The 21525-nt window shown below is 41.5% G+C and carries 25 protein-coding genes; 11 read left to right on the plus strand and 14 right to left on the minus strand.

The genetic code is table 11. The features are described from left to right. Positions 1–208: 208 nt before the first annotated feature. The gene (locus AAW31_RS17565; RefSeq protein WP_046851231.1) at positions 209–577 is read right to left on the minus strand and encodes a DUF6164 family protein; all 369 of its coding nucleotides are present in this window, start codon (positions 575–577) and stop codon (positions 209–211) included. A gap of 122 nt (positions 578–699) precedes the next feature. Between AAW31_RS17565 and AAW31_RS17570 the strand changes: the two genes are divergently transcribed. After that, the gene (locus tag AAW31_RS17570; protein ID WP_046851232.1) at positions 700–1536 is read left to right on the plus strand and encodes an SDR family oxidoreductase; all 837 of its coding nucleotides are present in this window, start codon (positions 700–702) and stop codon (positions 1534–1536) included. A gap of 253 nt (positions 1537–1789) precedes the next feature. Here AAW31_RS17570 and AAW31_RS17575 read toward each other — a convergent pair whose 3' ends face one another. Continuing rightward, on the minus strand, positions 1790–2701 hold the full coding sequence (locus tag AAW31_RS17575; protein ID WP_046851233.1) for a hypothetical protein: 912 nt from the start codon (positions 2699–2701) through the stop codon (positions 1790–1792). Positions 2702–2828: 127 nt separating this feature from the next. Here AAW31_RS17575 and aat point away from each other — a divergent pair, with 127 nt between their 5' ends. Genes aat through AAW31_RS17605 form a run of 6 tightly spaced genes read left to right on the plus strand, consistent with a single transcriptional unit; the run spans position 2829 to position 7093 of the window. Further along, a complete protein-coding gene (gene aat / locus AAW31_RS17580) occupies positions 2829–3530 on the plus strand; it encodes a leucyl/phenylalanyl-tRNA--protein transferase (RefSeq protein ID WP_046851234.1) in 702 nt (233 codons plus the stop codon). Beyond that, positions 3514–4257 (plus strand): arginyltransferase, encoded by a 744-nt coding sequence (locus AAW31_RS17585; RefSeq protein WP_046851235.1) that lies wholly within the window; start codon positions 3514–3516, stop codon positions 4255–4257. Before aat ends, AAW31_RS17585 begins: the two co-directional genes overlap by 17 nt. 48 nt (positions 4258–4305) lie before the next feature. Continuing rightward, the gene (locus AAW31_RS17590; RefSeq protein ID WP_046851236.1) at positions 4306–5331 is read left to right on the plus strand and encodes a quinone-dependent dihydroorotate dehydrogenase; all 1026 of its coding nucleotides are present in this window, start codon (positions 4306–4308) and stop codon (positions 5329–5331) included. Next, positions 5321–5986 (plus strand): RnfABCDGE type electron transport complex subunit B, encoded by a 666-nt coding sequence (locus AAW31_RS17595; protein WP_309567366.1) that lies wholly within the window; start codon positions 5321–5323, stop codon positions 5984–5986. The genes AAW31_RS17590 and AAW31_RS17595 overlap by 11 nt, the downstream gene beginning before the upstream one ends. 12 nt (positions 5987–5998) lie before the next feature. Next, positions 5999–6661 (plus strand): endonuclease III, encoded by a 663-nt coding sequence (nth, locus tag AAW31_RS17600; protein ID WP_046851237.1) that lies wholly within the window; start codon positions 5999–6001, stop codon positions 6659–6661. Beyond that, positions 6662–7093 carry a DUF1841 family protein gene (locus AAW31_RS17605; RefSeq protein WP_046851238.1) on the plus strand — a complete coding sequence of 144 codons (432 nt, stop codon included), beginning with the start codon at positions 6662–6664 and terminating at the stop codon, positions 7091–7093. A gap of 208 nt (positions 7094–7301) precedes the next feature. On the opposite strand, the gene AAW31_RS17610 is transcribed toward AAW31_RS17605, so the two are convergent. From AAW31_RS17610 to AAW31_RS17625, 4 genes are all read right to left on the minus strand, one after another. Then, a complete protein-coding gene (locus tag AAW31_RS17610; protein ID WP_046851239.1) occupies positions 7302–7625 on the minus strand; it encodes a c-type cytochrome in 324 nt (107 codons plus the stop codon). A 27-nt stretch (positions 7626–7652) separates the two neighbouring features. Further along, complete coding sequence (locus AAW31_RS17615; RefSeq protein ID WP_046851934.1) at positions 7653–7937, minus strand: c-type cytochrome; 285 nt, start codon at positions 7935–7937, stop codon at positions 7653–7655. A 174-nt stretch (positions 7938–8111) separates the two neighbouring features. Next, a complete protein-coding gene (locus tag AAW31_RS17620; protein ID WP_046851240.1) occupies positions 8112–10034 on the minus strand; it encodes an ATP-binding cassette domain-containing protein in 1923 nt (640 codons plus the stop codon). A gap of 130 nt (positions 10035–10164) precedes the next feature. Beyond that, positions 10165–10602 carry an Hsp20/alpha crystallin family protein gene (locus AAW31_RS17625; RefSeq protein ID WP_046851241.1) on the minus strand — a complete coding sequence of 146 codons (438 nt, stop codon included), beginning with the start codon at positions 10600–10602 and terminating at the stop codon, positions 10165–10167. A gap of 419 nt (positions 10603–11021) precedes the next feature. On the opposite strand from AAW31_RS17625, the gene AAW31_RS22370 reads away from it, so the two are divergent. Together AAW31_RS22370 and AAW31_RS17630 are read left to right on the plus strand one after the other, a co-directional pair. Continuing rightward, positions 11022–11186: a hypothetical protein gene (locus AAW31_RS22370; protein ID WP_170828923.1), complete on the plus strand. Its 165-nt coding sequence runs from the start codon at positions 11022–11024 to the stop codon at positions 11184–11186. Positions 11187–11554: 368 nt separating this feature from the next. Next, positions 11555–12193: a YbhB/YbcL family Raf kinase inhibitor-like protein gene (locus AAW31_RS17630; protein ID WP_309567367.1), complete on the plus strand. Its 639-nt coding sequence runs from the start codon at positions 11555–11557 to the stop codon at positions 12191–12193. A gap of 241 nt (positions 12194–12434) precedes the next feature. On the opposite strand, the gene argB is transcribed toward AAW31_RS17630, so the two are convergent. Next, positions 12435–13322 carry an acetylglutamate kinase gene (gene argB / locus AAW31_RS17635; RefSeq protein WP_046851242.1) on the minus strand — a complete coding sequence of 296 codons (888 nt, stop codon included), beginning with the start codon at positions 13320–13322 and terminating at the stop codon, positions 12435–12437. A gap of 356 nt (positions 13323–13678) precedes the next feature. On the opposite strand from argB, the gene AAW31_RS17640 reads away from it, so the two are divergent. Next, on the plus strand, positions 13679–14263 hold the full coding sequence (locus AAW31_RS17640; RefSeq protein ID WP_046851936.1) for a BON domain-containing protein: 585 nt from the start codon (positions 13679–13681) through the stop codon (positions 14261–14263). Positions 14264–14291: 28 nt separating this feature from the next. Then, complete coding sequence (locus AAW31_RS17645) at positions 14292–15659, plus strand: FAD-binding oxidoreductase (RefSeq protein ID WP_046851243.1); 1368 nt, start codon at positions 14292–14294, stop codon at positions 15657–15659. A 77-nt stretch (positions 15660–15736) separates the two neighbouring features. On the opposite strand, the gene cyoE is transcribed toward AAW31_RS17645, so the two are convergent. The 7 genes from cyoE to ctaD all read right to left on the minus strand — a co-directional run bounded on the left by cyoE (position 15737) and on the right by ctaD (position 21516). Then, entirely contained in the window at positions 15737–16630 is an 894-nt protein-coding gene (cyoE, locus tag AAW31_RS17650; protein WP_046851244.1) for a heme o synthase, read from the minus strand. A gap of 100 nt (positions 16631–16730) precedes the next feature. Further along, the gene (locus AAW31_RS17655; protein WP_046851245.1) at positions 16731–17312 is read right to left on the minus strand and encodes an SCO family protein; all 582 of its coding nucleotides are present in this window, start codon (positions 17310–17312) and stop codon (positions 16731–16733) included. Further along, positions 17284–17997 (minus strand): SURF1 family protein, encoded by a 714-nt coding sequence (locus AAW31_RS17660; protein WP_046851246.1) that lies wholly within the window; start codon positions 17995–17997, stop codon positions 17284–17286. The genes AAW31_RS17655 and AAW31_RS17660 overlap by 29 nt, the downstream gene beginning before the upstream one ends. A 154-nt stretch (positions 17998–18151) precedes the next feature. Next, complete coding sequence (locus AAW31_RS17665; RefSeq protein ID WP_046851247.1) at positions 18152–19000, minus strand: cytochrome c oxidase subunit 3; 849 nt, start codon at positions 18998–19000, stop codon at positions 18152–18154. Positions 19001–19031: 31 nt separating this feature from the next. Then, complete coding sequence (locus AAW31_RS17670) at positions 19032–19241, minus strand: DUF2970 domain-containing protein (RefSeq protein WP_046851248.1); 210 nt, start codon at positions 19239–19241, stop codon at positions 19032–19034. Positions 19242–19291: 50 nt separating this feature from the next. Further along, a complete protein-coding gene (locus AAW31_RS17675; RefSeq protein ID WP_046851249.1) occupies positions 19292–19822 on the minus strand; it encodes a cytochrome c oxidase assembly protein in 531 nt (176 codons plus the stop codon). Positions 19823–19941: 119 nt separating this feature from the next. After that, positions 19942–21516, minus strand: a complete 1575-nt coding sequence (ctaD, locus tag AAW31_RS17680) for a cytochrome c oxidase subunit I (protein ID WP_046851250.1) — start codon at positions 21514–21516, stop codon at positions 19942–19944. Positions 21517–21525 lie beyond the last annotated feature (9 nt).

The raw sequence follows: 21525 nt of genomic DNA on the forward strand, positions 1-21525 counted from the left end.
GCAATAAGGAAATAAAATAAAGGCCCCTCTAAAAATTCATATTTGCGAGCATCCGCTTCGCAGATTGCCTGCTTACACCGTCTCGTCACCATGCTTCGTTGTTCACAAAGAATGCTTCCTTACCTATTAGCTATAGGCTGCGTCAACATTTTTTGTTCTCGCCTCATCTTGTTTAGAACTCTGAATTTTTAGAGGCCTCAATAAGAAACTACAATTTGGCTAGTTCCATGATCAGCTTGAATGGCAGGTAAAGCAAGGCCAGCACAATGAATATATAAGCTACAAACACAACAGGCTGTTGCTTTATACTATCCCACATTGTTTTATGCTTACCTTCACTTTTAAGTCGTGCGTATTCTTCCCTCACCCGTATGGAACGTGCTTGCTGATAAGCATCAAATAATGCTTTTGCTTCCCGGAATTGATCATCATTCTTCACCCAGAGGGCAGGCATGGAAACACCCCAATTGCCTGCTGAGGTTTCATAGTAATCAATATGATGGTTGGCCAGTAATTCACGCACTTCTTCGGCTTCATCATCTGGCACGTTTCGTAGTTTAAACAATATCTTTGCCATTATTCAATATTGATCATTGTAATACCATATGTCATCAATCCAATTATGTGATGCTATGATTATGCTTTTTTTGCGTCAAGCTCAAAACAACTATGAACAGTTTAGCAAGATAAGCTTAGTTGATGAAAAAGTCTATTTTAATTACTGGTTGCTCCAGCGGCATTGGCTATTGCGTCGCCCATGCACTGCACAAACGAGGCTATCGCGTATTCGCCACAGCGCGAAGGCAGGAAAGCGTCGAGAGGCTGTTAGCTGAAGGACTGGAAAGTCTTCGATTAGATTTAAATGAGCCAGATTCGATTCAGCAAGCATTCGAAGAAATCATGCACCGCACTCATGGTCAATTGTATGCCCTGTTCAATAATGGCGCTTATGGTTTACCGGGAGCAGTTGAAGATTTGAGTCGTGAGGCCTTACGCGCACAATTCGAAACCAATGTTTTCGGCTGGCTAGAGCTGACCAATCTTGTGCTGCCCATCATGCGCAAGCAAGGTTATGGCCGAATTATCCAGAATAGTTCCGTGCTGGGTTTTGCAGCCATGCCATTTCGCGGCGCCTATAATGCTTCCAAATATGCCATCGAAGGATTAAGCGACACGCTTCGCCTTGAATTGATGGGTACTCAAATCTTTGTCAGCCTGATCGAACCGGGCCCGATTGCTACTCAATTTAGGGCCAACGCGCTTAAGGCTTTACAAAAATATATCGATATCGACCATAGCATCCATGGTGAAAAATACCATGCGGTATTGGAGCGATTAAACAAACAAGGGCCAGCCGTTCCTTTTACACTGCCGCCGGAGGCTGTCCTCAAAAAAGTCATTCATGCCCTTGAGGCGCACAATCCTCAAGCGCGCTATTACGTTACGTTCCCTACCTATTTATTTGGCTTCCTCAAACGCTTCCTGAGCATTCGTTTGTTGGATAAATTACTTGCTAAGGCTGGAAATAATAATTAATAAACGAGCTAAACTATACAAAAAACTATACAAAAAAGACACCCCACCAGCTTAGTAGCGGGATGTAAAAGCTTCGTCACAAAATCACTTACTCAGTCGCACTGATCTTGCTAGAAACTAGAAGAGAAATACTATCTATCTAATTCAAAATACAACTATGAATTACAACTATATTGGAGATATTCTTCAGAATATCTAACAATGATTCCTCTTTCCCTCCTCTATAATTTTTTCACTACCTGGGTTCAAATTATTAAAAACCGATTCCAAGGTAACCACCAGCAGTTAAGCCGCTAATATTAACGCCATCAAATTTACCAAAAACCTCATGATAACGTGCATCAACGCCGAGATAAAAATTCTTCCATATGCGATAATCTGCACCAGCACCAAACATTATTCCAGGATTTGCCACGTAAGTGACAGACTCAGTTGCAGGGCTCACCACATGCATTGAGAGTCCTGCAGGAATAATCCAAGGTCTAAAGTTGCTGCCTTCCATGAATTTAATTTTCGGTGCTGCTGACAACGTAAATTGACTGATTGTCACACTCCGTGGATTAAAGGCTCCTCCTGCTAATTGAGATGGAGCATTGGCCAGCGCATTACCCTGCGAATGACCAAATCTTTTATATTCAAACATCAATTCAGCAAAGATCTCTGTGTTTGGTAAAAAGCCCCACACATCTTTTGTTAAACTAAAATCAAAACCTGCACCCACATACCAGCCATCATTCCCTCCTGCATCTTGCGCGCCTATTGGCACAACATTACTTTGCAGGGACGCACCATTACGTTCCTGCAAGTTATGCGCATAGCCACCACGAAAAAACAGCCGGTGTGAGATATTATGGTGTTTATGTTCAAACTCTTCTAGCTCTACTACTTTTTCTTCCACTTTTTTGATTTCCTGATCTTCCAGGACAATCTCTTCTTTTACTTTCTTAATCTCCTGTTCATCTTGAGCAGCCTTGCTTTTCACTTGATTGAGCTCATCCCGAATAGCCTTTAACTGACTTTCTAATTGCTTGATCTGCTGTTCCAAAGCTCCAGTTGATGTTCTATCGTGAGCGAGCGCTTGGGTGGAACCCGTTGTTGCTAGCGCAATAATGAATGAACTAACAGCTAAACTTGTGACTCCTGTTTTGTGACGGAATTGCTTCATTCGTTCTCCTTTATTTTGTATTTATTAATGCAAACTAAGGATTAAAATTAATAAAATACTAAGAAAATATTACTCTATAAACCTTGATCTAAATCAAAGTGCAGATATTTCATCACAAAATAAACTTATGATCCATTGGTTAACACCTAATCCAGAATATTTTCCACCGCTAGAAATGGCACTTGATGAACCCAATGGTTTACTTGCCGCTGGCGGCGACTTATCACCGAAGCGCCTGCTGACAGCCTATCGTTGTGGCATCTTCCCATGGTTCAACCAGGGAGAGCCCGTCCTGTGGTGGAGTCCAAATCCGCGTATGGTATTATTTCCCGATGAGCTTAAAATTTCCCGCTCGCTTCGTAAAACCATGAAGAAGCATCATTACGAAATTCGATGCGATAGCGCTTTTACCCAGGTGATGCAAGCCTGTGCAGCTCCACGCATGGAACAGGAAGGGACATGGATACACCCGGAAATGATCTCAGCATATACTGAGCTGCATCAAATGGGCATGGCCCACTCAGTGGAAACTTGGATCGAAGGAAAATTGGCAGGAGGATTGTATGGTATTGCTCTAGGGAAAATGTTCTTTGGTGAATCGATGTTCTCCCATGTTACTGACGCTTCCAAAATTGCCTTTGTGTACCTGATAAAACAATTGGAACATTGGAACTTTGGCATGATTGATTGTCAGATGAAAACGAGGCATCTTGCTTCATTAGGTGCTAGAGAAATTCCTCGCATTGAATTTGTTCGAATATTAAATAATCTACTCACCACTCCAGAAAGAATTGGGAAATGGCACTTTGATTATGTCTATCCAGAATGATGCGATCTTGCCAGTGATGAAATTGCATACCACTGAGCCTTATCCATGCAGCTATTTACCTGGCAAGCTTGCCCGTTCAGAACTTGCGCTATCTGATGACTTGATCGATACAGCGGCCTATGCGCAACTGATCAAACTTGGTTTCCGCCGCAGTGGTAATTTTGTTTACCGCCCAAGCTGTGAGCAGTGTGAGGCTTGCGTTCCGGTACGTATCATTGTCGATCAGTTTTCATCTACCCGGACGCAACGCAGAGCTTGGAAGCGACATCAGCATTTGGTCGCCACCCAACATAAATTGCATTACCATCCTGATCATTACCGTCTCTACCGCCGCTATCAAGTCAAACGTCATACTTCCGGTGGCATGGATTATGATAGCCGTGATCAATATTGCAATTTTTTGCTGCAAAGCAACGTCGATTCCAAGCTGGTTACCTTCCATGAAAATAATCAATTACGCATGATCAGTATTATTGATCAGTTACCAGATGGCTTTTCTTCAGTGTATACTTTTTTCGATCCCGATATTCTCAATGCAAGTTTTGGTACTTTTAATATTTTGTGGCAGATAGAACAATGCCGCATGAAGAATCTGCCATTTCTTTATCTGGGTTATTGGATTGGTGAAACCCGAAAAATGAGTTATAAAACTAATTTCCAGCCTTTACAAAAATTATTCGACGGACAATGGCAAGCCTTCAGCAATTCTTCCCAAAAATTCGTTTAAATTGTTCTACTTTAATCCAATCCGTTTTACAGGGTAAAATAAGTTTCAATGCGCTATCACTTTTTTCGCCCACTGCTATTTACGCTTGCTCCCGAAACAGCGCACACCGTTTCTCTCACTGCATTAAAGTGCGCGCAAAACCTGGGATTGCTGCGAACTCACTCATTTGCCTGTAAGCCACGCAGGATAATGGGTTTAGATTTTCCCAATCCTGTTGGCCTTGCAGCCGGGTTAGACAAAAATGGCGCTTACATTGATGCGCTTGCAAAGCAGGGATTTGGCTTTATCGAAGTAGGTACGGTCACACCTCGTCCTCAGACGGGCAATCCGCGGCCGCGCTTGTTCCGCCTCCCTCAAGCACAGGCCATTATCAATCGCATGGGTTTTAATAACGACGGTATTGATCGCTTGATCGAGAATATCAAACGTTCCAATTTCCAGGGCATACTGGGCGTAAATATTGGCAAGAATTTTGATACACCTGTAGATAAGGCAGTAGAAGATTATTTGATTTGTTTACAAAAGGTTTATCGTTATGCCAGCTATGTAACTATCAATATTTCTTCACCCAATACCCGCAATTTGAGACAATTACAAAATTCTGCCGAGCTTGAGCGCTTATTGCATCTCTTGAAAAGAGAGCAAACAAAACTTAGCGATCAACAGGGAAAATATACCCCGTTAGTCATCAAGATCGCGCCCGATCTGGAATCATCACAACTGGAGTCGATTGCTCAGTTATTGATAAAATACCAAATTGATGGCGTGATTGCTACTAACACCACGATTTCACGTCAGAATCTAGCACATTTACCGCTTTCCAATGAAACAGGTGGTTTAAGTGGCGCCCCCCTCAAATCACTCAGCACCCAAGTGATCAGAAAGTTATATGCCTTGCTACAAGGAACCATACCCATTATTGGTGTCGGCGGCATCCTGTCTGCTGAAGATGCAAAAGAAAAAATAGAAGCGGGAGCGAATCTGATCCAAATTTATACTGGTTTGATTTATCATGGTCCTGATTTGATACGCCAATCTGTTGAAGCCCTTTGCACTCCCTACCATGATGACTGATAAACGCAAATTAATAGAACAAATCGATGCCGTTCTGCCGCAAACACAATGTGGTCAATGCGGCTTTTCAGGTTGTCTACCTTATGCTACGGCTATTGTAGAAGGCCATGCTGATATCAATCAATGCCCACCTGGAGAGTTAGAAGGTATCCGAAAGCTTGCTGCCTTAATGGGAGTAGCTTTCAAACCTCTCAATACAGCACACGGTGTACCCAAACCTAAATCGGCAGCTTTTATCAATGAAGAACAATGTATTGGCTGCACGTTCTGTATACAAGCTTGTCCTGTCGATGCGATTGTAGGTGCCGCCAAACAGGTCCATACGGTGATCACAGAAGAATGTACCGGCTGTGAGCGATGCGTGACTCCTTGCCCGGTAGACTGTATTAGCATGATTCCTGTTATTCCCTATCCTGAAAACCAGGCTCAGGAAATGAAGCAGCGAGCTGCTGATCGGGCACGGCAACGTCATCAATTTAGATTACAAAGACTTGAACGTGACAAACAAATACAAACTGAGAAATTTGCACAAAAATCATTGGCAGCAAAAGAATCTCAATCCGCACCAGAAAATGCCAATCTGAAAAAGGTTGCCATTCAAGCCGCATTAGCACGCGCACTTGCACATCGGGCCGAGACAATTGATCAAAAATAACCACCCCAAACCATGAATGCCGCCAAACGCCAAAAAATTTTCACGCGCTTTAAAGCGGCCAACCCTCACCCTACTACCGAGCTTGAATACACTACACCATTCGAGCTACTTATCGCGGTCATCCTGTCGGCACAGGCCACAGATAAGAGTGTCAATCTAGCAACAAGAAAACTTTTTCCATTGGCTAACACTCCCGAGAAAATGATAGCACTGAGTGAAGCTGGATTAATGAGTTTAATTAAAAGCATTGGCTTATATAAAACAAAAGCAAAAAATATCCTCGCAACGTGTCAATTACTCATCCAACATCATCATAGTCAAGTACCGAGAACGCGAGTTGAGCTTGAGAAGCTACCGGGCGTGGGGCGCAAGACTGCCAATGTTATTTTAAATACTGCTTTTGGAGAACCTACCATCGCAGTTGATACCCATATTTTCCGTGTTGCCAATCGAACGGGAATTGCTCCTGGCAAGAATGTGCGTGTGGTTGAGGATAAACTCATCAAATGCGTACCCATTGAATTTCGCCATGATGCACATCACTGGCTGATTCTCCATGGTCGATATGTGTGCATGGCAAGAAAACCCGCATGTAGCTGCTGCCTTATCAATGATTTGTGTGAGTACGAACATAAAAACCTAGACAATAACCCTGTTGTTGCAATGAATTCCTAGATGTTTAATCCCACGAGAGAACAAGTCCGTCAGCTATTCTTTGAAACATGGCGTAAATTTCGCCAGAAAGAAGTCTTATCTGGTATAGAAACGATTGCACTAGAAGTCATCTTGTTGCATCCTGAATATCACGATATGCTTGATGATAGCGAGCGTTATCACGATAAAAACTATTTTCCAGAGATGGGGGAAACCAATCCCTTTCTTCATATGAGTATGCATGTTGCTATTAAAGAGCAGCTTTCTATTGATCAACCCATTGGGATTCGCAAGAAATTTGAACTTTTGCTAAAGAAAACCGGGAATGAGCACGATGCAACTCATCTGATCATTGAATGTCTTGCTGAAATGCTTTGGCAGGCGCAGCGCGATCAAACGCCACCGGATGCTCAGATTTACTTTGATTGTCTGGATAAATGGATACCTAAGTAATTCTATTACTGAATCAAAAATGGCGCTAAGGCGAGCCACAGGCAATATCAATAATACGGCAGAGTGAAACCGACCAAGTCAGTTTTGATTTAAAATGAAATGAGATCAATAAAAAACGGAATGTATAAAATCATACACTCCGTTTTTTGTTATATTTCTTTTTGAATAAGCAAGGCATGACTTCCCTGCTCATCCACAGAACAAATTATTACTTCACATATAAGCCAGATTGGCTGGAATAATAAAAAGCCAGATTTTCAATATCTTCTTCACTCAACGGCGCAGCCATTCCAGCCATGATAGGATCTTTACGCTCACCAGTTTTATAGTCTTTTAAGGCTTTCTCAAGATAAGTTCTGGGTTGACCACCAATTTTAGGGAAATTTGGAGCAGGACTGTTGCCATCAGCTCCATGACAGGAAGCACATACCTCTGCAGCTTTTTTCTTGCCAGCCTCGATATCAGCTGCAATACCGTACCCGGAAAAGAGTAATACCACACCGCTCACTGCGGCTACAACAAAATTATTCATGTTCTGATCCTTGCTTAAACGGAAAAATTATTTACTAGCATAATAAGCAGCCAAATCTTCAATATCTTGATCGGAAAGGGTAGCTGCAATTCCACTCATCTGAGGATGCTTACGTTCTCCTGATTTATAATCCTTAAGTACTTTAGCTAAGTAGGCCTCATGTTGCCCACCCAACTTTGGAACATGATAAACAACAGGATAAGATGTGCGATAACCCTCTATTCCATGGCAACCTATACACATGGAAATTTTGGCTTTGGCTGCTTCAGCATTACCGGCTGCCTGTACTACACCAGAAAATGCCAGAGACATGCCAGTAGCAAGTAATAATTTAACAGCTGCTGACTTTTTCACTTTGCGTGTTCTCCTCTCAAAAATGTAGACTTTAAACGATGAGTCATGTTAAGTCAATGAATATAATAGTGATCTCCCTGTTGTGTATAGGGAAATTATGTGTGTTTTTTTTCCAAATAACCTCCTCCAATTTCATGCTGTTGATTGCTTGGATTCCAATTCTTCCCAGCGTGCAAAGCACTTAGTCAGCTCTTGCTCTATTGCAGAAAATCGTATTTGCAAAGCCTTGACGTCCTCAGGGGAATTTCGATAAATTGCAGAATCACTCAATCGTGTCGTAATAGAGGATTGCTCCTTTTCCAGTAAATCAATTTTTTCAGGCAAAGCTACCAGCTCACGCGCCTCTTGATAGCTCAATTTAATACGTGAAGTAGATGTAGATGTAGCTTTTTTGTCTTGGAAAGCAGGAGAAGATTTAGGGGTAGCCACTCTTTGCTGAAGTGCCACCTCCACAGAATGTTTACTCTGAACCCATTCTTCATAGCCTCCCACATATTCCCTCAAGATACCATTTCCTTCAAAAGCAATTACCTGGGTCACTACATTGTCGAGAAATGCGCGATCATGGCTGACCAGAAACAGTGTACCGGCATAACTTTGTAGCAGCGTTTCCAGTAACTCAAGCGTTTCGATATCGAGATCATTGGTTGGTTCGTCCAATACTAACACATTGGCTGGCCGCGTAAATAAACGGGCCAGCAGTAGCCGATTACGCTCACCACCTGACAATGATTTAACTTTTGAGCGAGCACGCTGCGGGGCAAATAAAAAATCTTCCAGATAGCTAATAACATGCTTACGCTCACCATTAATCTCTATGAAATCAGATCCTTGGCTGATAGATTCTACTAACGTTAAATCTGCATTTAACTGCTCACGCATTTGGTCGAAATAGGCCACCGTCAGCTTTGTTCCTGTACGTATGCTTCCCGAATCGGGTTTCAGCTCACCCAATATAAGCTTCAATAAAGTTGATTTTCCGGCGCCATTCGGCCCCAACAATCCCACCCTATCACCCCGCATGATCCGACAGGAGAAATCTTTAATAATAATTTTATCACCGTAGCTTTTGGAGACATGCTCCAGCTCTGCGACCAGCTGCCCAGAACGCTCCCCTAGCTCGATATTAAAATTAACCGATCCGACACGGTCACGTCGGGCTGCACGTTCCAGTCGTAATGCTTCCAATCGCCTTACCCTACCTTCATTGCGTGTACATCTCGCCTGAACCCCTTTGCGTATCCAGATTTCTTCTTGTGCCAGCACTTTATCAAATTTCTGATGATGCACCGCTTCGACTTGAAGAAGCTCAGCCTTCTTCTGTTGGTAAACCGCAAAACTTCCAGGAAAATTCTCCAGATGCCCACGATCAAGCTCAATAATCCGTGTAGCAATATTATCTAGAAAACGTCGATCATGTGTGATGAAAATGACACTACCGGGAAAATCCTTGAGTAAACCTTCTAGCCATTCAATAGATGAAAAATCAAGGTGATTGGTAGGTTCATCTAACAATAGTACCTCTGGCATTACTACCAAGGCACGTGCAAGCGCCACTCGTTTTCTTACGCCACCTGAAAGATTTTCTATCTGTGCATCTGGCAGCAACCCGAGCTGACTAATCACAGTATCTATTCTCGTTTGAATACGCCAACCATCCTGCACCTCGAGTATGCTTTGCAAATCCTGCAAGCGCTCGAGCAATGCTTGGATATTTTTTCCGTTTTCACTCAAAGCATGAGAAATCTCATGATATTCGAGCAATACTTGGCTTAGATTTCCAAGCCCTTTAGAGACTTCCTGAAATACGGTACTGCCACCTTCAAATTGCGGCTCCTGTGGCACATAGACCAATTTCAATTCTGGTGCATACCAGAGCTTGCCGTCATCCAACTTAATCTCCCCTGCGATTGTACGCAGAAGACTTGATTTACCACTACCATTACGGCCAATTAAACCGATACGCTCTCCTGAATCAAGTTGCAAATTAACATGATTCAATAATGCATGGTGACCGAATGCCAGACTGGCATTCTCAAGTATTACGAGAGGCATGACAAAAACTAGAAAATTAGCAAACCTGTAATTCTTTCATGAATTACAGGACTCAGCAAAATAATTTTTTATATAGGGGGCTTTTATTCAAAATATTCTAAAAAGAATGGAGCCCGAAGGCTCCATTCTTTTACTCATTTGATGCTACATTAATTTTCTTAGGTTGCACTGATTCCCGTTTGGGAATAACAATCTCCAGCACACCATGTTTAGAAACAGCAGAGATAGCATCCGAGTTTGCCGTATCTGGCAGACTAAAGCGTCGATAAAAAGAGCCATACGTTCTCTCAACACGTTTGTAACCTTCTTTTTCAGCTTTAGCTTCGGTTCTTTTCTCACCTTTAATCGTCAATACTCCATTCTCCATACTGACATCTATCTCTTCGGGCTTAACCCCGGGCAGATCAGCGAGCAACACAAACTTATCAGTTTCTTCCTTGATATCCACTGAGGGAACCCACTCCGCCGTAGCAGAGGAACTTTCTCTTGATACATCACCTCGCATCTGCTCCAGTTCTTTCTGAAGTTGAGTCAATAATCCCCACGGTTCATAACGCATAATAGCCATTTGATAATCTCCATATCATAATAAAAGTCACTTAAATCGGGTTGCTACAAAGTATTTTCATGTAGCGTACCTACCTATCTCCTCTTGCGAAAAATTTTTAGTTGCACTCTGATATTTTCCATTTACACAAATTTTTGCTCATGTCTAAATTTCAGAAAATTTCTTGATATGCTCACTAATCATCACTTAAGGAGACAATGTGTACTGATCCTAATATAAGAATAGTCACTATATTTTCAACCCAGAAAAACAAATATTTTGATGAATACCAAATTTCATTTTTCCCGCCCCGCCGCGAGCGGCGCGGGCACTAATTAGTATAGAATCTACTCTATATTGATCTAGATAGAGCTTTTTTCAAGCACCCGAATAAGCTATAAACATAGTCAAAATTTTTCAGCCTGATGAGGAGAATTAATATGATCAGAAACCCTCGTACCAAACGCATTTTATCAATTTCGCTATTTATTTTAGGGGGTGTACTGATCTTCCTGGCACCGGAAAATGCATGGGTTGGAGTGATCCTTCTGAGCCTTGGTTTGGGTATAGAGATTGCCGCACTGATCTTCAGCCATCACAAATAAAATAGCCAGATTCACTATTCCATTCTATTCTGGAGCTGTTCAGTTTGATCATAGCGTATCCTAGAATAGGAATATCATAAAATACAGCAGCAATAAATCACTTGAAGATTTCATTAGGGTTCAAGTCATCGAGTTTTATTTCTAGCTTTATCGCATGACTTTTACTCGTTTTTGCACTCAATCAGGCAGACACAGACTGAAAAAATCATTAACTCTCGGTACCCGATCAGTATTTGAATGCGACTCCTTTAGATCAACAAACTCTTTTTCTTTACTCATATATGCGTTATAAAAGTACGATGTCAGTTTTCTCATTGAGCCAGTTATTGATAGTCGTTAATTGATAATTCGCAGAAGGAGGCAAGAACATGAAATATTTTCGTGAAAATAATCCAGCAAGCATCGGTTGTATTTATTTTTTCCGTCTGGTAGTAATAACATTCTTCACAATCGTGCTTTTTTTCATCCCTTTTCAAACTAGTCGTGCAGGAACGAGCACGTCTCAAATTAACCAGGAAAATATTATGACACTCTCACTGATATCTCCTTCCTTTTCCCCTAATGACATGATTCCGAGCAAATACACCTGTGATGGTCAAGATATTTCTGCTGCCCTTTCATGGTCAGGCGTACCTGATCACACCAAAAGTCTCGTGCTGATCGTTGATGATCCAGATGCGCCTGATCCTGCTGCGCCTAAAATGACTTGGGTGCATTGGGTGCTTTACAACATTCCTCCGCAGGCTAACGGTTTACCCGAAAATGTCGCAGTGAATGAATTGCCAGCAGGAACCTTACAGGGAATTAACGATTGGAAGCGTACAGGTTATGGCGGGCCCTGTCCGCCCATAGGCATTCATCGCTATTTTTATAAACTTTATGCTCTCGATACTGTGCTGTCTGATTTGAAGCATCCTACTAAATCGGAGCTGGAAAAAGCCATGCACGGTCATATTATTGCGCAGACAGAATTGATTGGTCGCTATCAGCGGAGTCACCACAAATAAAATTGTGGCAAACTAAAAACGGCTACCTCCGCTGAAAGTAGAGAATATTACGCCGTTTTTTCCTACAGGACACCTACTGGGCTATATCTAATTCCTTTTCTACATCAAAAATGACGCGAAAGCGAGCCGCAGATAATATCAATAATACGGCAAGGTGAAGCCGACAAAGCCAGATTTGATTTAGAAATGAAATAATGCTCTTACGGAAGCGGGGAATTGTGCCCGAAGAGATTAAGGTAATTTAATTTTCCATAATTAGTGTACCGACACCTTCATCGGTCAATATTTCCAGCAAGAGAGCATGCACTACGCGCCCATCAATAATATGGCAGGATTTAACACCGTTTTTTACTGCATCAAGTGCCGAACCGATTTTGGGCAACATTCCCCCTGAAATGGTTCCATCTGCAAATAACTCATCGACCCTGTTAGCAGTCAGCCCAGTAAGTAGATTGCCATTTTTATCCAGTACACCGGATGTGTTAGTGAGGAGTATCAGTTTTTCAGCGTTCAAAATTTCGGCAAGCTTGCCTGCCACTAAATCTGCATTGATGTTGTAGGATTGGCCATCCTCACCGACACCAATCGGGGCTATCACAGGAATAAAATCACGTGTATCAAGTAATGCGATGAGAGAAGGATCGATTCGTTCAATTTCACCTACTTGGCCGATATTGATCCATTCTCCTACTTTCTCTTTGTCTTGAATCAGCATTTTTTTTGCTCGGATAAAAGCTCCATCCTTACCGGTCAAACCTACTGCACGGCCACCATGGCGGTTAATAAGATTGACAATTTCTTTATTGACCAATCCACCTAGCACCATTTCGACGACATCCATGGTTTCTGCATCGGTTACCCTCATTCCTTGAATAAAAACACCTTCTTTTCCAACACGCTTTAGCATCTGGTCAATCTGAGGCCCGCCACCGTGAACAATAACAGGATTCATTCCAACTAGTTTTAGTAACACCACATCGCGTGCAAAGCCCTGCTTGAGATCCTCTTCAACCATTGCATTACCACCGTATTTAATCACGATGGTTTTATTATGGAATCGCTGTATATAAGGAAGCGCTTCTGCAAGAATTTTAGCTTTCTCTTTTGCAGTAGATGAAGATAACGTCATTTTATATTCCTATAAATATTTTTAGTAAGATGCTTTTAGTAGAGAGAAGATATCAATCAGTATTAATTACATCAATTCAAACCGGATCATATTCAAAGCTTTTATCGAGAACTGTATTGCGGCTTTATAAATTGTTTATAGATGTTTAACCCCTTTTAGTGTCAAATCTATTTTGTATGAGTATGCTTTATATAAAATAAGAAAGCGTATTTAAGGAAAGGAAGCGTATTATTGGCAGGTAGTAATCAATTATCGGGGTTAGATTTATGTTATTTTATGGGTCAGTAAAATTTCTGATTGAACGTTATTTTACTGCAATACCAGGCATAATTTTACTCATACTTAAAGCGAAGCTAATGAATAATATAAAATATTATCCTTCCCTACTAATGTTACTCTTATTGATCTTGAACGGCTGTGTACCCCTTGTCGTTACTGGCGTGGGTGCAGGCGCAGGAACAGGCGCCCTTATGAGTGAAGACCGTAGAAGTAATGGTACATTTATAGATGATCAAACAATCGAACTTAAAACGAACAGAAGAATCGTTGAGCAGCTCGGTTACGATGCTCGTATTAGTGTCACCAGCTTTAATCGCAATGTACTCTTGACCGGAGAAGCACCCAGTGAATCCATAAAAAGTGAAGCAGAAAAAATCGCTAAGGGAGTGGATAATGTTCGGAACGTTTATAATGAAATTTCCATAGCCGAAAAAAGTGCCTTATCTGCGCGCACTAACGATACTTTGATTACCTCTAAGGTTATCGGACGTTTTCTAAATGAAAGAAAATTTCAAATTAATTACGTGAAAGTAGTCACTGAAAATAGCGTTGTTTATTTGCTTGGGCTTGTTACGCGCGAAGAAGCAGAAAATGCCGCACAAATTGCCAGTACTACTGCAGGGGCAAGGAAGGTCGTTAAGGTATTCGAATATTTAAATTAAAACTGCTAATCATCAACTATTGATGTAGATGTTGCCATTAGAATTTATCAATCAGCTGTCTGAGCTACTCCCTGCCGATCGAATTTATACCGATCCTGTAGAATGTTATACATACGCCTACGATAATAGTAGAAAAATTTTCCCACCAGAAGCCGTAGTTTTTCCGCTTACCACTGAAGAGGTAGTAGCTATCCTTTTGCTTTGTAATGCAAATAAAATTCCTCTGACACCTCGTGGGCGAGGGACAGGCACAGCAGGAGGTAGCCTTCCAGAGAAAGGTGGGATTGCGCTATCCTTAGAACGAATGGTGCGAATTATCCGTGTTGATCCAGCAAATCGAGTTGTTGTCGCAGAACCTGGCGTATTGAATCAGGAAATACAGACTGCAGTTAAACCATATGGTTTTTTCTGGCCTCCTGATCCTTCTAGTGCAGCTTTTTCAACCATCGGTGGAAACCTTGCGACTAGTGCGGGTGGCCCTCATGCTGTGAAATATGGTACAACTCGTGATCACGTTTTGGGACTAAAAGGAGTAACGGGTGCCGGTGAAGTGATTAAGACAGGCTGTTATACAACGAAGGGAGTCGTTGGGTATGATCTAACGAGACTACTCATCGGCTCTGAAGGAACCTTAGCTGTTATTACAGAAGCGACTCTTAAGCTGACTCCTTTACCCGAGAAACAAGGAGGTCTGGTTGCCTATTATTGTGATGCTATCAGTTGTGCAGCTGCCATCGTGGCGATTATGGGGATACCCAGAGGGCCCAGTGCGCTTGAATTTCTGGATGCAGGCTCGTTAAACCTTATCCGGGCACGTTTTCCTGATTTACTGCCATCCAATTGCCAAGCAATGCTCATGATTGAAGTCGATGGATCGCAAACTGAAATTTCTGAAACCATTCACAACATCTTATATGCTTGCCACAATTCTGGCCTGTTGCAAGCTGAACAAGTCATTAATTCTGAGAATTTGTGGAAAGCTAGAAAAGCTTTATCACCCCTATTGCGTGATATTGCACCAAAGAAAATTAATGAAGATGTAGTTGTACCCGTTAATACACTACCTCAGTTTTTAGATGAATTAACCCAACTTGCAACCCAGTATCGCATTGCTAATGTTAATTTTGGTCACGCTGGTAATGGCAACATTCACGTTAACTTACTCATTAATCCTGACGATACAGAAGAAAACTACCGAGCCGAAAAATGCTTGAATGAAATTTTTGATTTAGTCATCAGGCTGAATGGAACACTTTCTGGTGAACATGGTATTGGCAGAGAGAAACGTGCTTATGTCGACAAAGAAATTGATCCTACAACCTTGACCTTGATGAAAAGGATCAAACAGCTATTTGATCCCAACGATATTCTTAATCCTGGTAAATTATTTCCTTGAATATAAATAAGAACAAAAAACCCCCGTCCTGAGAACAGGGGTTCTACCTTCGTTAAAAACGATATATCAATTCTAACTTAGAAATGATAATAATGGTCCACAAGTAAAACCACAAATAACAGAGCTAGATAAATAATCGAATATTTGAATGTAGTACGTGCAAGCTGATCACTATATCTGCGATAAATTTGGATGGCGTAGTACAGAAAAATTGCATCCAATACTAATGCTCCTACCAAATAAATCAACCCGCTCATTTGAGAAATATAAGGAAGTATCGTGACCACACAAAGTATGAGCGTATATAGCAAAACATGGAGGCGAGTAAAGTTATCACCATGCGTCACAGGAAGCATAGGCATACCGATCTGAGCATATTCATGCTTTCTGTATAACGCTAACGCCCAAAAATGGGGCGGTGTCCAAGCAAAAATGATTAAAAACAACAGTAGCGCATCAGGAGAAATTTGACCAGTTACCGCGGCCCAACCCAGGACAGGTGGCATTGCGCCAGATGCTCCACCTATCACAATATTTTGAGGAGTGAGTGGTTTAAGTATTATTGTGTAAATAATTGCGTAGCCGACAAATGTTCCTAGAGTAAGCCACATAGTTAAAGGATTTACCCATTGATGAAGTATGAATAATCCTGAACCACCTATCAATCCCAAGAAAAATAATGTTTCTGGAACACTGACTTTACCCTGTGGAAGAGGACGTCCACGAGTCCGCGCCATCACAGCATCAAATTTTTGTTCTACCAGGCAATTTAATGCAGCAGCAGCCCCAGCGACTAAAGCTATACCGAGCGTACCCAAAAATAGAATATCGATTGGTACCGCGCCAGGAACAGCTAAAAACATACCTATTACTGCAGTAAAAACTATTAAAGAGACTACCCGAGGTTTTGTAAGCCGGTAAAATTGATTTATTCTTGATGTTGTTTGTCGCCACACTAAACTAGCACTCATTACCTATACCTCCTAAACAATATCATATTTGTCTATTCTTTAATTTACTTATTACATACTCTTATGGCATTGCCACACGCTAAAACACATGGATAACACTTCAATGTTCGAGATGAGAAAGCTTCAATAGATGTTTTATATCTTTCGAAATTTTCGTAGGGTCAGCATCCTTTGGAAATCTCATCATTAAATTTCCCATTGGATCAACTACATAAATATGGTCATGCTGCGACAGTACAGCAGGAAATTCATTCAACAAATCACTATCTTTTCCACTTAGAAGTACCGTACCCTCGTATTCATTCTTAATATCTTGATCAGGGACATTATGATCATCAATTAACCAGATTCTTTCCACCCGATCTTTTTCTGTATTCTGAACGAGACGAACTTGCCTCATTTGATAAAGCTTTTTTTGACAGTACTCATTACATTGTCCAGAATCGATAGTAACCAATGACCATTTTCCGTGCATATTTCGTGGACGAAAAATAGTGTTATTCTCGATATTAAGTGCCTGACCTTTTAGTGGTTTTATTTCCAGCAATTCACCGTAATTGACCGTACCTTCTGGACGGATTTCTAGCACGTGAAAGAAATACGATGCAATGACCGGAGACAGCATCGCTAACATCAACAGAAGGAATTTAATTCTATTTTTTCGAGCTATTTCGTTTGACATTTAATACTAAAAATATAATGCATGTTGTCACAGCTAACAGAAACCATTGAACTGCGTATCCGATATTCTTTGAGGCACCTGAATCAGGCCGTACCCACTGACGTATCAATCCATCATCAATTTGATTATCCTGCTGCAACAATAGAATGGGTTGTAGTGCAAGCCCTGTTGTCTTTTGATAAAGATCAAAATCTAAATTTATCCAAAGCTTACCCGCTGTTTTTTCTTCTGAGAGCTGCATCGTTCTTATTGTTGGCGAAGTCACTATACCAGTTACTTTTACTTCTCCCTGTGGATAAAAAATAACAGGAAGTTGTGTACGATCATTGCTTGAGGCTATCCAGCCGCGATTGACTAACACATGCAGAGAGCTATTCGCAATTTTAAGCGGTGCAAGAATTTCGTAACCCGCTACTCCCTGATAGATTTTATTGTCGAGATAGATGGCATGATCCTCAATAAACCTACCCTTTACTTCAACTTGTCGATATTGAAAATCTTCTAATTTAATCGGTGTTGAAGGTAATGCCACAACCGCTTCCCGTGTATATTGCTCAATCCGTTCGTGCCGTAACTCTTTCTCATTTGCTCTCGAAAGCTGCCAAAAGCCCAGCCGCGTAAAGATTAATATGAAAATTGCGGTTAATAAAACAGCCCACCATCGTGGTTTGAACTGATAATCCATATTTTTTATTTATCGCTCATACCCCGAATGGTTACGCGCAAATTGCTTGTATCTCAGATTAGTTGGCTCAGCTTTGTTCCCAGATCTCTTGACGCCCATAATTAAGGAATCAAGAGTCTGGAATATAACTAGCTAGCTATGATTCAAATTTTATTTATAGTAAGTAAACAAATATGAACAATCCAAGCCAGACCACATCAACAAAGTGCCAATACCAAGCAACACCTTCAAACCCAAAATGATGTTCAGGTTTAAAGTGTCCTGCAGCGCATCTAAAATAGATGACGGTCAGCATAATGGCACCTAAGGTAACATGGAAACCATGGAAACCAGTCAGCATATAGAATGTTGAGCCATACGCACCGCTAGTCAGTTTAAGATTGAGATCGGAATATGCATGGCTATATTCATAAATCTGACAAGCAAGGAAAGTAAAGCCTAGTGCAACAGTTGCAAGCAGCCACATTTTAAGCGCTGGGCGTCGATTCTCCTTGAGTGCCCAGTGAGCGAGTGTCACCGTCACACCAGAAGAAAGTAATAAAAAAGTATTAAAGGCAGGTAAACCCCAAGCACCCATAGGGGTAAATTTCTCAGTAATACCAGGTCCTGCAGTTGGCCATCCCCCAGTAAAGCTAGGCCACAATAAATCATGTTCTACATCAGCTAATTCTGGAATTGTCAGTACTCTCATATAATAGAGGGCACCAAAAAAAGCTGAAAAGAACATTACCTCTGAGAAAATAAACCAGCTCATTCCCCAGCGGAATGATTTATCTTCCACTTTTCCATATTTGCCAGCTTCACTTTCTCGTGCCACCTCGCCAAACCAGCCAAACAGCATATAAATGAGGATAGCAAAACCGATACCCAACATATAATAGCCCGCTGGTATTTTATTCATGGTAAATGCTGCACCAAACCCTAGAAAGAACAGTGCCGATGATCCTACAATTGGCCATTTAGATGGTGCCGGCACATAGTAGTGTCCAGTTCCTTGACTCATTACCAACCCTCCTGATTTATTTTCTAAAAAATTAACTTGTTACTAATTTGACCAGTGTCAATATACTCAATACAAATATTACTCCGCCAATAAGACCGCCAATTACCACTTGATGCGGTTTTATCATTTTTGCATCTCGATCGAGATCGTCTTTCTTACGTATACCTAGAAATGACCAAAACACAGCCTTTGCTACTTGTAGCGTTGATGCTTTTCCAGCTTGATGTTCTGTATTATTCATTCATGCAATTCACTATTAATTAACCTGCAAGTTTATTTAATAAACATCTTCTACTTACCTGGTTGTAATGCAAAAAAAGTATAGGAAATAGTGACTGTATTGACATCAACAGGTATTTGAGGATCAATGACAAACTTTACTGGCATTTGCCTCACCTCGCCCGGCTTAAGCACCTGCTTAGTAAAGCAAAAGCATTCAAATTTCTTCAGATACTTCTCCAAGAAGCGTGGGCTATAACTTGGTATGGCCTGACCACTAAATTCTTGATCAGATATATTTCTAATTTCATACATCACTTCTATTGATTCGCCAGGATGTATTTTTACGTTTGATTGTAGCGGTTTAAATTGCCAAGGCATGCCGCGCACATTTGCATCTAACTCTATTGCAATTGAGCGCGACATATCTACTTTAATATTTTTATCCACCACATCCGGCTGTAACAGATTATTTATTCCAGTGACTTCACAAAACTTTTCATACATCGGAACAAGCGCGTAACCAAAACCAAACATGATCGCCGAAAAAATCAACAGTTTCTTCAACATGGTTACATTGATGTTAGTTGCGCTCTGTGTCATTGTTTTATCATCACCGTTACAAAATAGATTACAGCCATCAGGATAAGCAGTAAAAAAGCAGTCCTCAGTTTTTTACGCTTGAAATCTCTATCGTCATCTTGCGACATATACGCTTCGCTTTATTTAATTACTGGCGGGGTTTCAAAGCTATGATATGGTGCAGGTGAAGGTAGTGTCCATTCCAATGTAGTTGCACCTTCCCATGGTTTATCAGCCGCTTTTTCACCGCTACGAATGCATTTGATCACAATATAAAGGAAGAATAGTTGTGACAGTCCAAATCCGAATGCACCAATACTGGAGATCATATTGAAATCAGCAAACTGTAGCGAGTAATCTGGAATTCGTCGAGGCATACCCGCCAATCCCAAGAAGTGCTGTACGAAGAATGCTACGTTAAAGAAGATCATAGATAACCAGAAATGCATGTTAGCCAATTTAACATCGTACATACGTCCGCACCACTTCGGCAACCAGTAATATACTCCACCGAATATAGCGAACAACGCGCCCGATACTAGCACATAGTGGAAATGCGCAATGACATAGTAAGTATCTTGTACTTGGATATCAATTGGCACAATTGCACAAATCACGCCGCTGAAACCACCAATCACAAACAGGAAGATAAACCCAATTGAAAACAGCATTGGTGTTTCAAAAGTCAACGACCCACGCCACATTGTCGCAGTCCAGTTAAAGACTTTCACACCGGTAGGTACAGCAATCAGCATAGTAGCATACATGAAGAACAACTGACCGACCGTTGGCATACCAGCCGTAAACATATGATGTGCCCATACTATGCAAGATAAAATTGCAATTGATGCGGTCGCATACACCATTGATGCATAACCAAACAACGGTTTACGGGAGAATGTTGGAACGATTTCGGACACAATACCGAAAGCGGGCAGAATCATGATATAAACTTCAGGATGTCCAAAGAACCAGAAAATGTGTTGAAACAGAACAGGATCACCTCCACCTGCCGCATTAAAGAATGACGTACCAAAATGGCGGTCTGTCAGCAACATGGTGACTGTACCGGCCAAAACAGGCATTACCAGCACCAACAGATAAGCAGTAATCAACCATGTCCACACGAACATCGGCATTTTCATTAACGTCATACCGGGTGCGCGCATATTTAGGATGGTAGTAATAATATTAATTGCGCCCATAATTGAGGAAGCCCCCAAAATATGAATAGCAAAAATCATCATATCGACCCCTAAGCCACCTTGTGCAGAAAGCGGAGGGTAGAATGTCCAGCCCCCTGCAGCAGCACCACCGGGCACAAAAAACGAGGATATTAATAACATACCAGCTACTGGCAACAGCCAGAAGCTCCAGTTATTCATCCGCGCAAACGCCATATCAGGCGCACCTATCATCATAGGGACTTGCCAGTTAGCTAATCCCACGAATGCGGGCATAATCGCCCCAAACACCATGATTAAACCATGCAGTGTGGTAAACGAATTAAAAAGTTCCGGCTCTAATATTTGTATACCCGGCATGAACAATTCTGCACGAATTCCCATTGCCAGGAAACCGCCAACCAGAAACATAGCAAAACTGAACCACAGATACATAGTGCCAATGTCTTTATGATTGGTTGTCATTACCCAGCGCATTATGCCACTGGGATGATGGTCGTGATGACCATGAACATCTTGAACTACTGCCATGATTATTCT

The sequence above is a fragment of the Nitrosomonas communis genome, from assembly GCF_001007935.1.
GTDB classification, from domain to species: domain Bacteria; phylum Pseudomonadota; class Gammaproteobacteria; order Burkholderiales; family Nitrosomonadaceae; genus Nitrosomonas; species Nitrosomonas communis.

What these genes read in the sequence shown, in the direction of transcription:
- AAW31_RS17565 (WP_046851231.1), bottom strand. Translation starts at nt 577, where the DNA reads ATGGCAAAGATATTGTTTAAACTACGAAACGTGCCAGATGATGAAGCC.
- AAW31_RS17570 (WP_046851232.1), top strand. Translation starts at nt 700, where the DNA reads ATGAAAAAGTCTATTTTAATTACTGGTTGCTCCAGCGGCATTGGCTAT.
- AAW31_RS17575 (WP_046851233.1), bottom strand. Translation starts at nt 2,701, where the DNA reads ATGAAGCAATTCCGTCACAAAACAGGAGTCACAAGTTTAGCTGTTAGT.
- aat (WP_046851234.1), top strand. Translation starts at nt 2,829, where the DNA reads ATGATCCATTGGTTAACACCTAATCCAGAATATTTTCCACCGCTAGAA.
- AAW31_RS17585 (WP_046851235.1), top strand. Translation starts at nt 3,514, where the DNA reads ATGTCTATCCAGAATGATGCGATCTTGCCAGTGATGAAATTGCATACC.
- AAW31_RS17590 (WP_046851236.1), top strand. Translation starts at nt 4,306, where the DNA reads ATGCGCTATCACTTTTTTCGCCCACTGCTATTTACGCTTGCTCCCGAA.
- AAW31_RS17595 (WP_309567366.1), top strand. Translation starts at nt 5,321, where the DNA reads ATGATGACTGATAAACGCAAATTAATAGAACAAATCGATGCCGTTCTG.
- nth (WP_046851237.1), top strand. Translation starts at nt 5,999, where the DNA reads ATGAATGCCGCCAAACGCCAAAAAATTTTCACGCGCTTTAAAGCGGCC.
- AAW31_RS17605 (WP_046851238.1), top strand. Translation starts at nt 6,662, where the DNA reads ATGTTTAATCCCACGAGAGAACAAGTCCGTCAGCTATTCTTTGAAACA.
- AAW31_RS17610 (WP_046851239.1), bottom strand. Translation starts at nt 7,625, where the DNA reads ATGAATAATTTTGTTGTAGCCGCAGTGAGCGGTGTGGTATTACTCTTT.
- AAW31_RS17615 (WP_046851934.1), bottom strand. Translation starts at nt 7,937, where the DNA reads ATGTCTCTGGCATTTTCTGGTGTAGTACAGGCAGCCGGTAATGCTGAA.
- AAW31_RS17620 (WP_046851240.1), bottom strand. Translation starts at nt 10,034, where the DNA reads ATGCCTCTCGTAATACTTGAGAATGCCAGTCTGGCATTCGGTCACCAT.
- AAW31_RS17625 (WP_046851241.1), bottom strand. Translation starts at nt 10,602, where the DNA reads ATGGCTATTATGCGTTATGAACCGTGGGGATTATTGACTCAACTTCAG.
- AAW31_RS22370 (WP_170828923.1), top strand. Translation starts at nt 11,022, where the DNA reads ATGATCAGAAACCCTCGTACCAAACGCATTTTATCAATTTCGCTATTT.
- AAW31_RS17630 (WP_309567367.1), top strand. Translation starts at nt 11,555, where the DNA reads ATGAAATATTTTCGTGAAAATAATCCAGCAAGCATCGGTTGTATTTAT.
- argB (WP_046851242.1), bottom strand. Translation starts at nt 13,322, where the DNA reads ATGACGTTATCTTCATCTACTGCAAAAGAGAAAGCTAAAATTCTTGCA.
- AAW31_RS17640 (WP_046851936.1), top strand. Translation starts at nt 13,679, where the DNA reads ATGAATAATATAAAATATTATCCTTCCCTACTAATGTTACTCTTATTG.
- AAW31_RS17645 (WP_046851243.1), top strand. Translation starts at nt 14,292, where the DNA reads ATGTTGCCATTAGAATTTATCAATCAGCTGTCTGAGCTACTCCCTGCC.
- cyoE (WP_046851244.1), bottom strand. Translation starts at nt 16,630, where the DNA reads ATGAGTGCTAGTTTAGTGTGGCGACAAACAACATCAAGAATAAATCAA.
- AAW31_RS17655 (WP_046851245.1), bottom strand. Translation starts at nt 17,312, where the DNA reads ATGTCAAACGAAATAGCTCGAAAAAATAGAATTAAATTCCTTCTGTTG.
- AAW31_RS17660 (WP_046851246.1), bottom strand. Translation starts at nt 17,997, where the DNA reads ATGGATTATCAGTTCAAACCACGATGGTGGGCTGTTTTATTAACCGCA.
- AAW31_RS17665 (WP_046851247.1), bottom strand. Translation starts at nt 19,000, where the DNA reads ATGAGTCAAGGAACTGGACACTACTATGTGCCGGCACCATCTAAATGG.
- AAW31_RS17670 (WP_046851248.1), bottom strand. Translation starts at nt 19,241, where the DNA reads ATGAATAATACAGAACATCAAGCTGGAAAAGCATCAACGCTACAAGTA.
- AAW31_RS17675 (WP_046851249.1), bottom strand. Translation starts at nt 19,822, where the DNA reads ATGACACAGAGCGCAACTAACATCAATGTAACCATGTTGAAGAAACTG.
- ctaD (WP_046851250.1), bottom strand. Translation starts at nt 21,516, where the DNA reads ATGGCAGTAGTTCAAGATGTTCATGGTCATCACGACCATCATCCCAGT.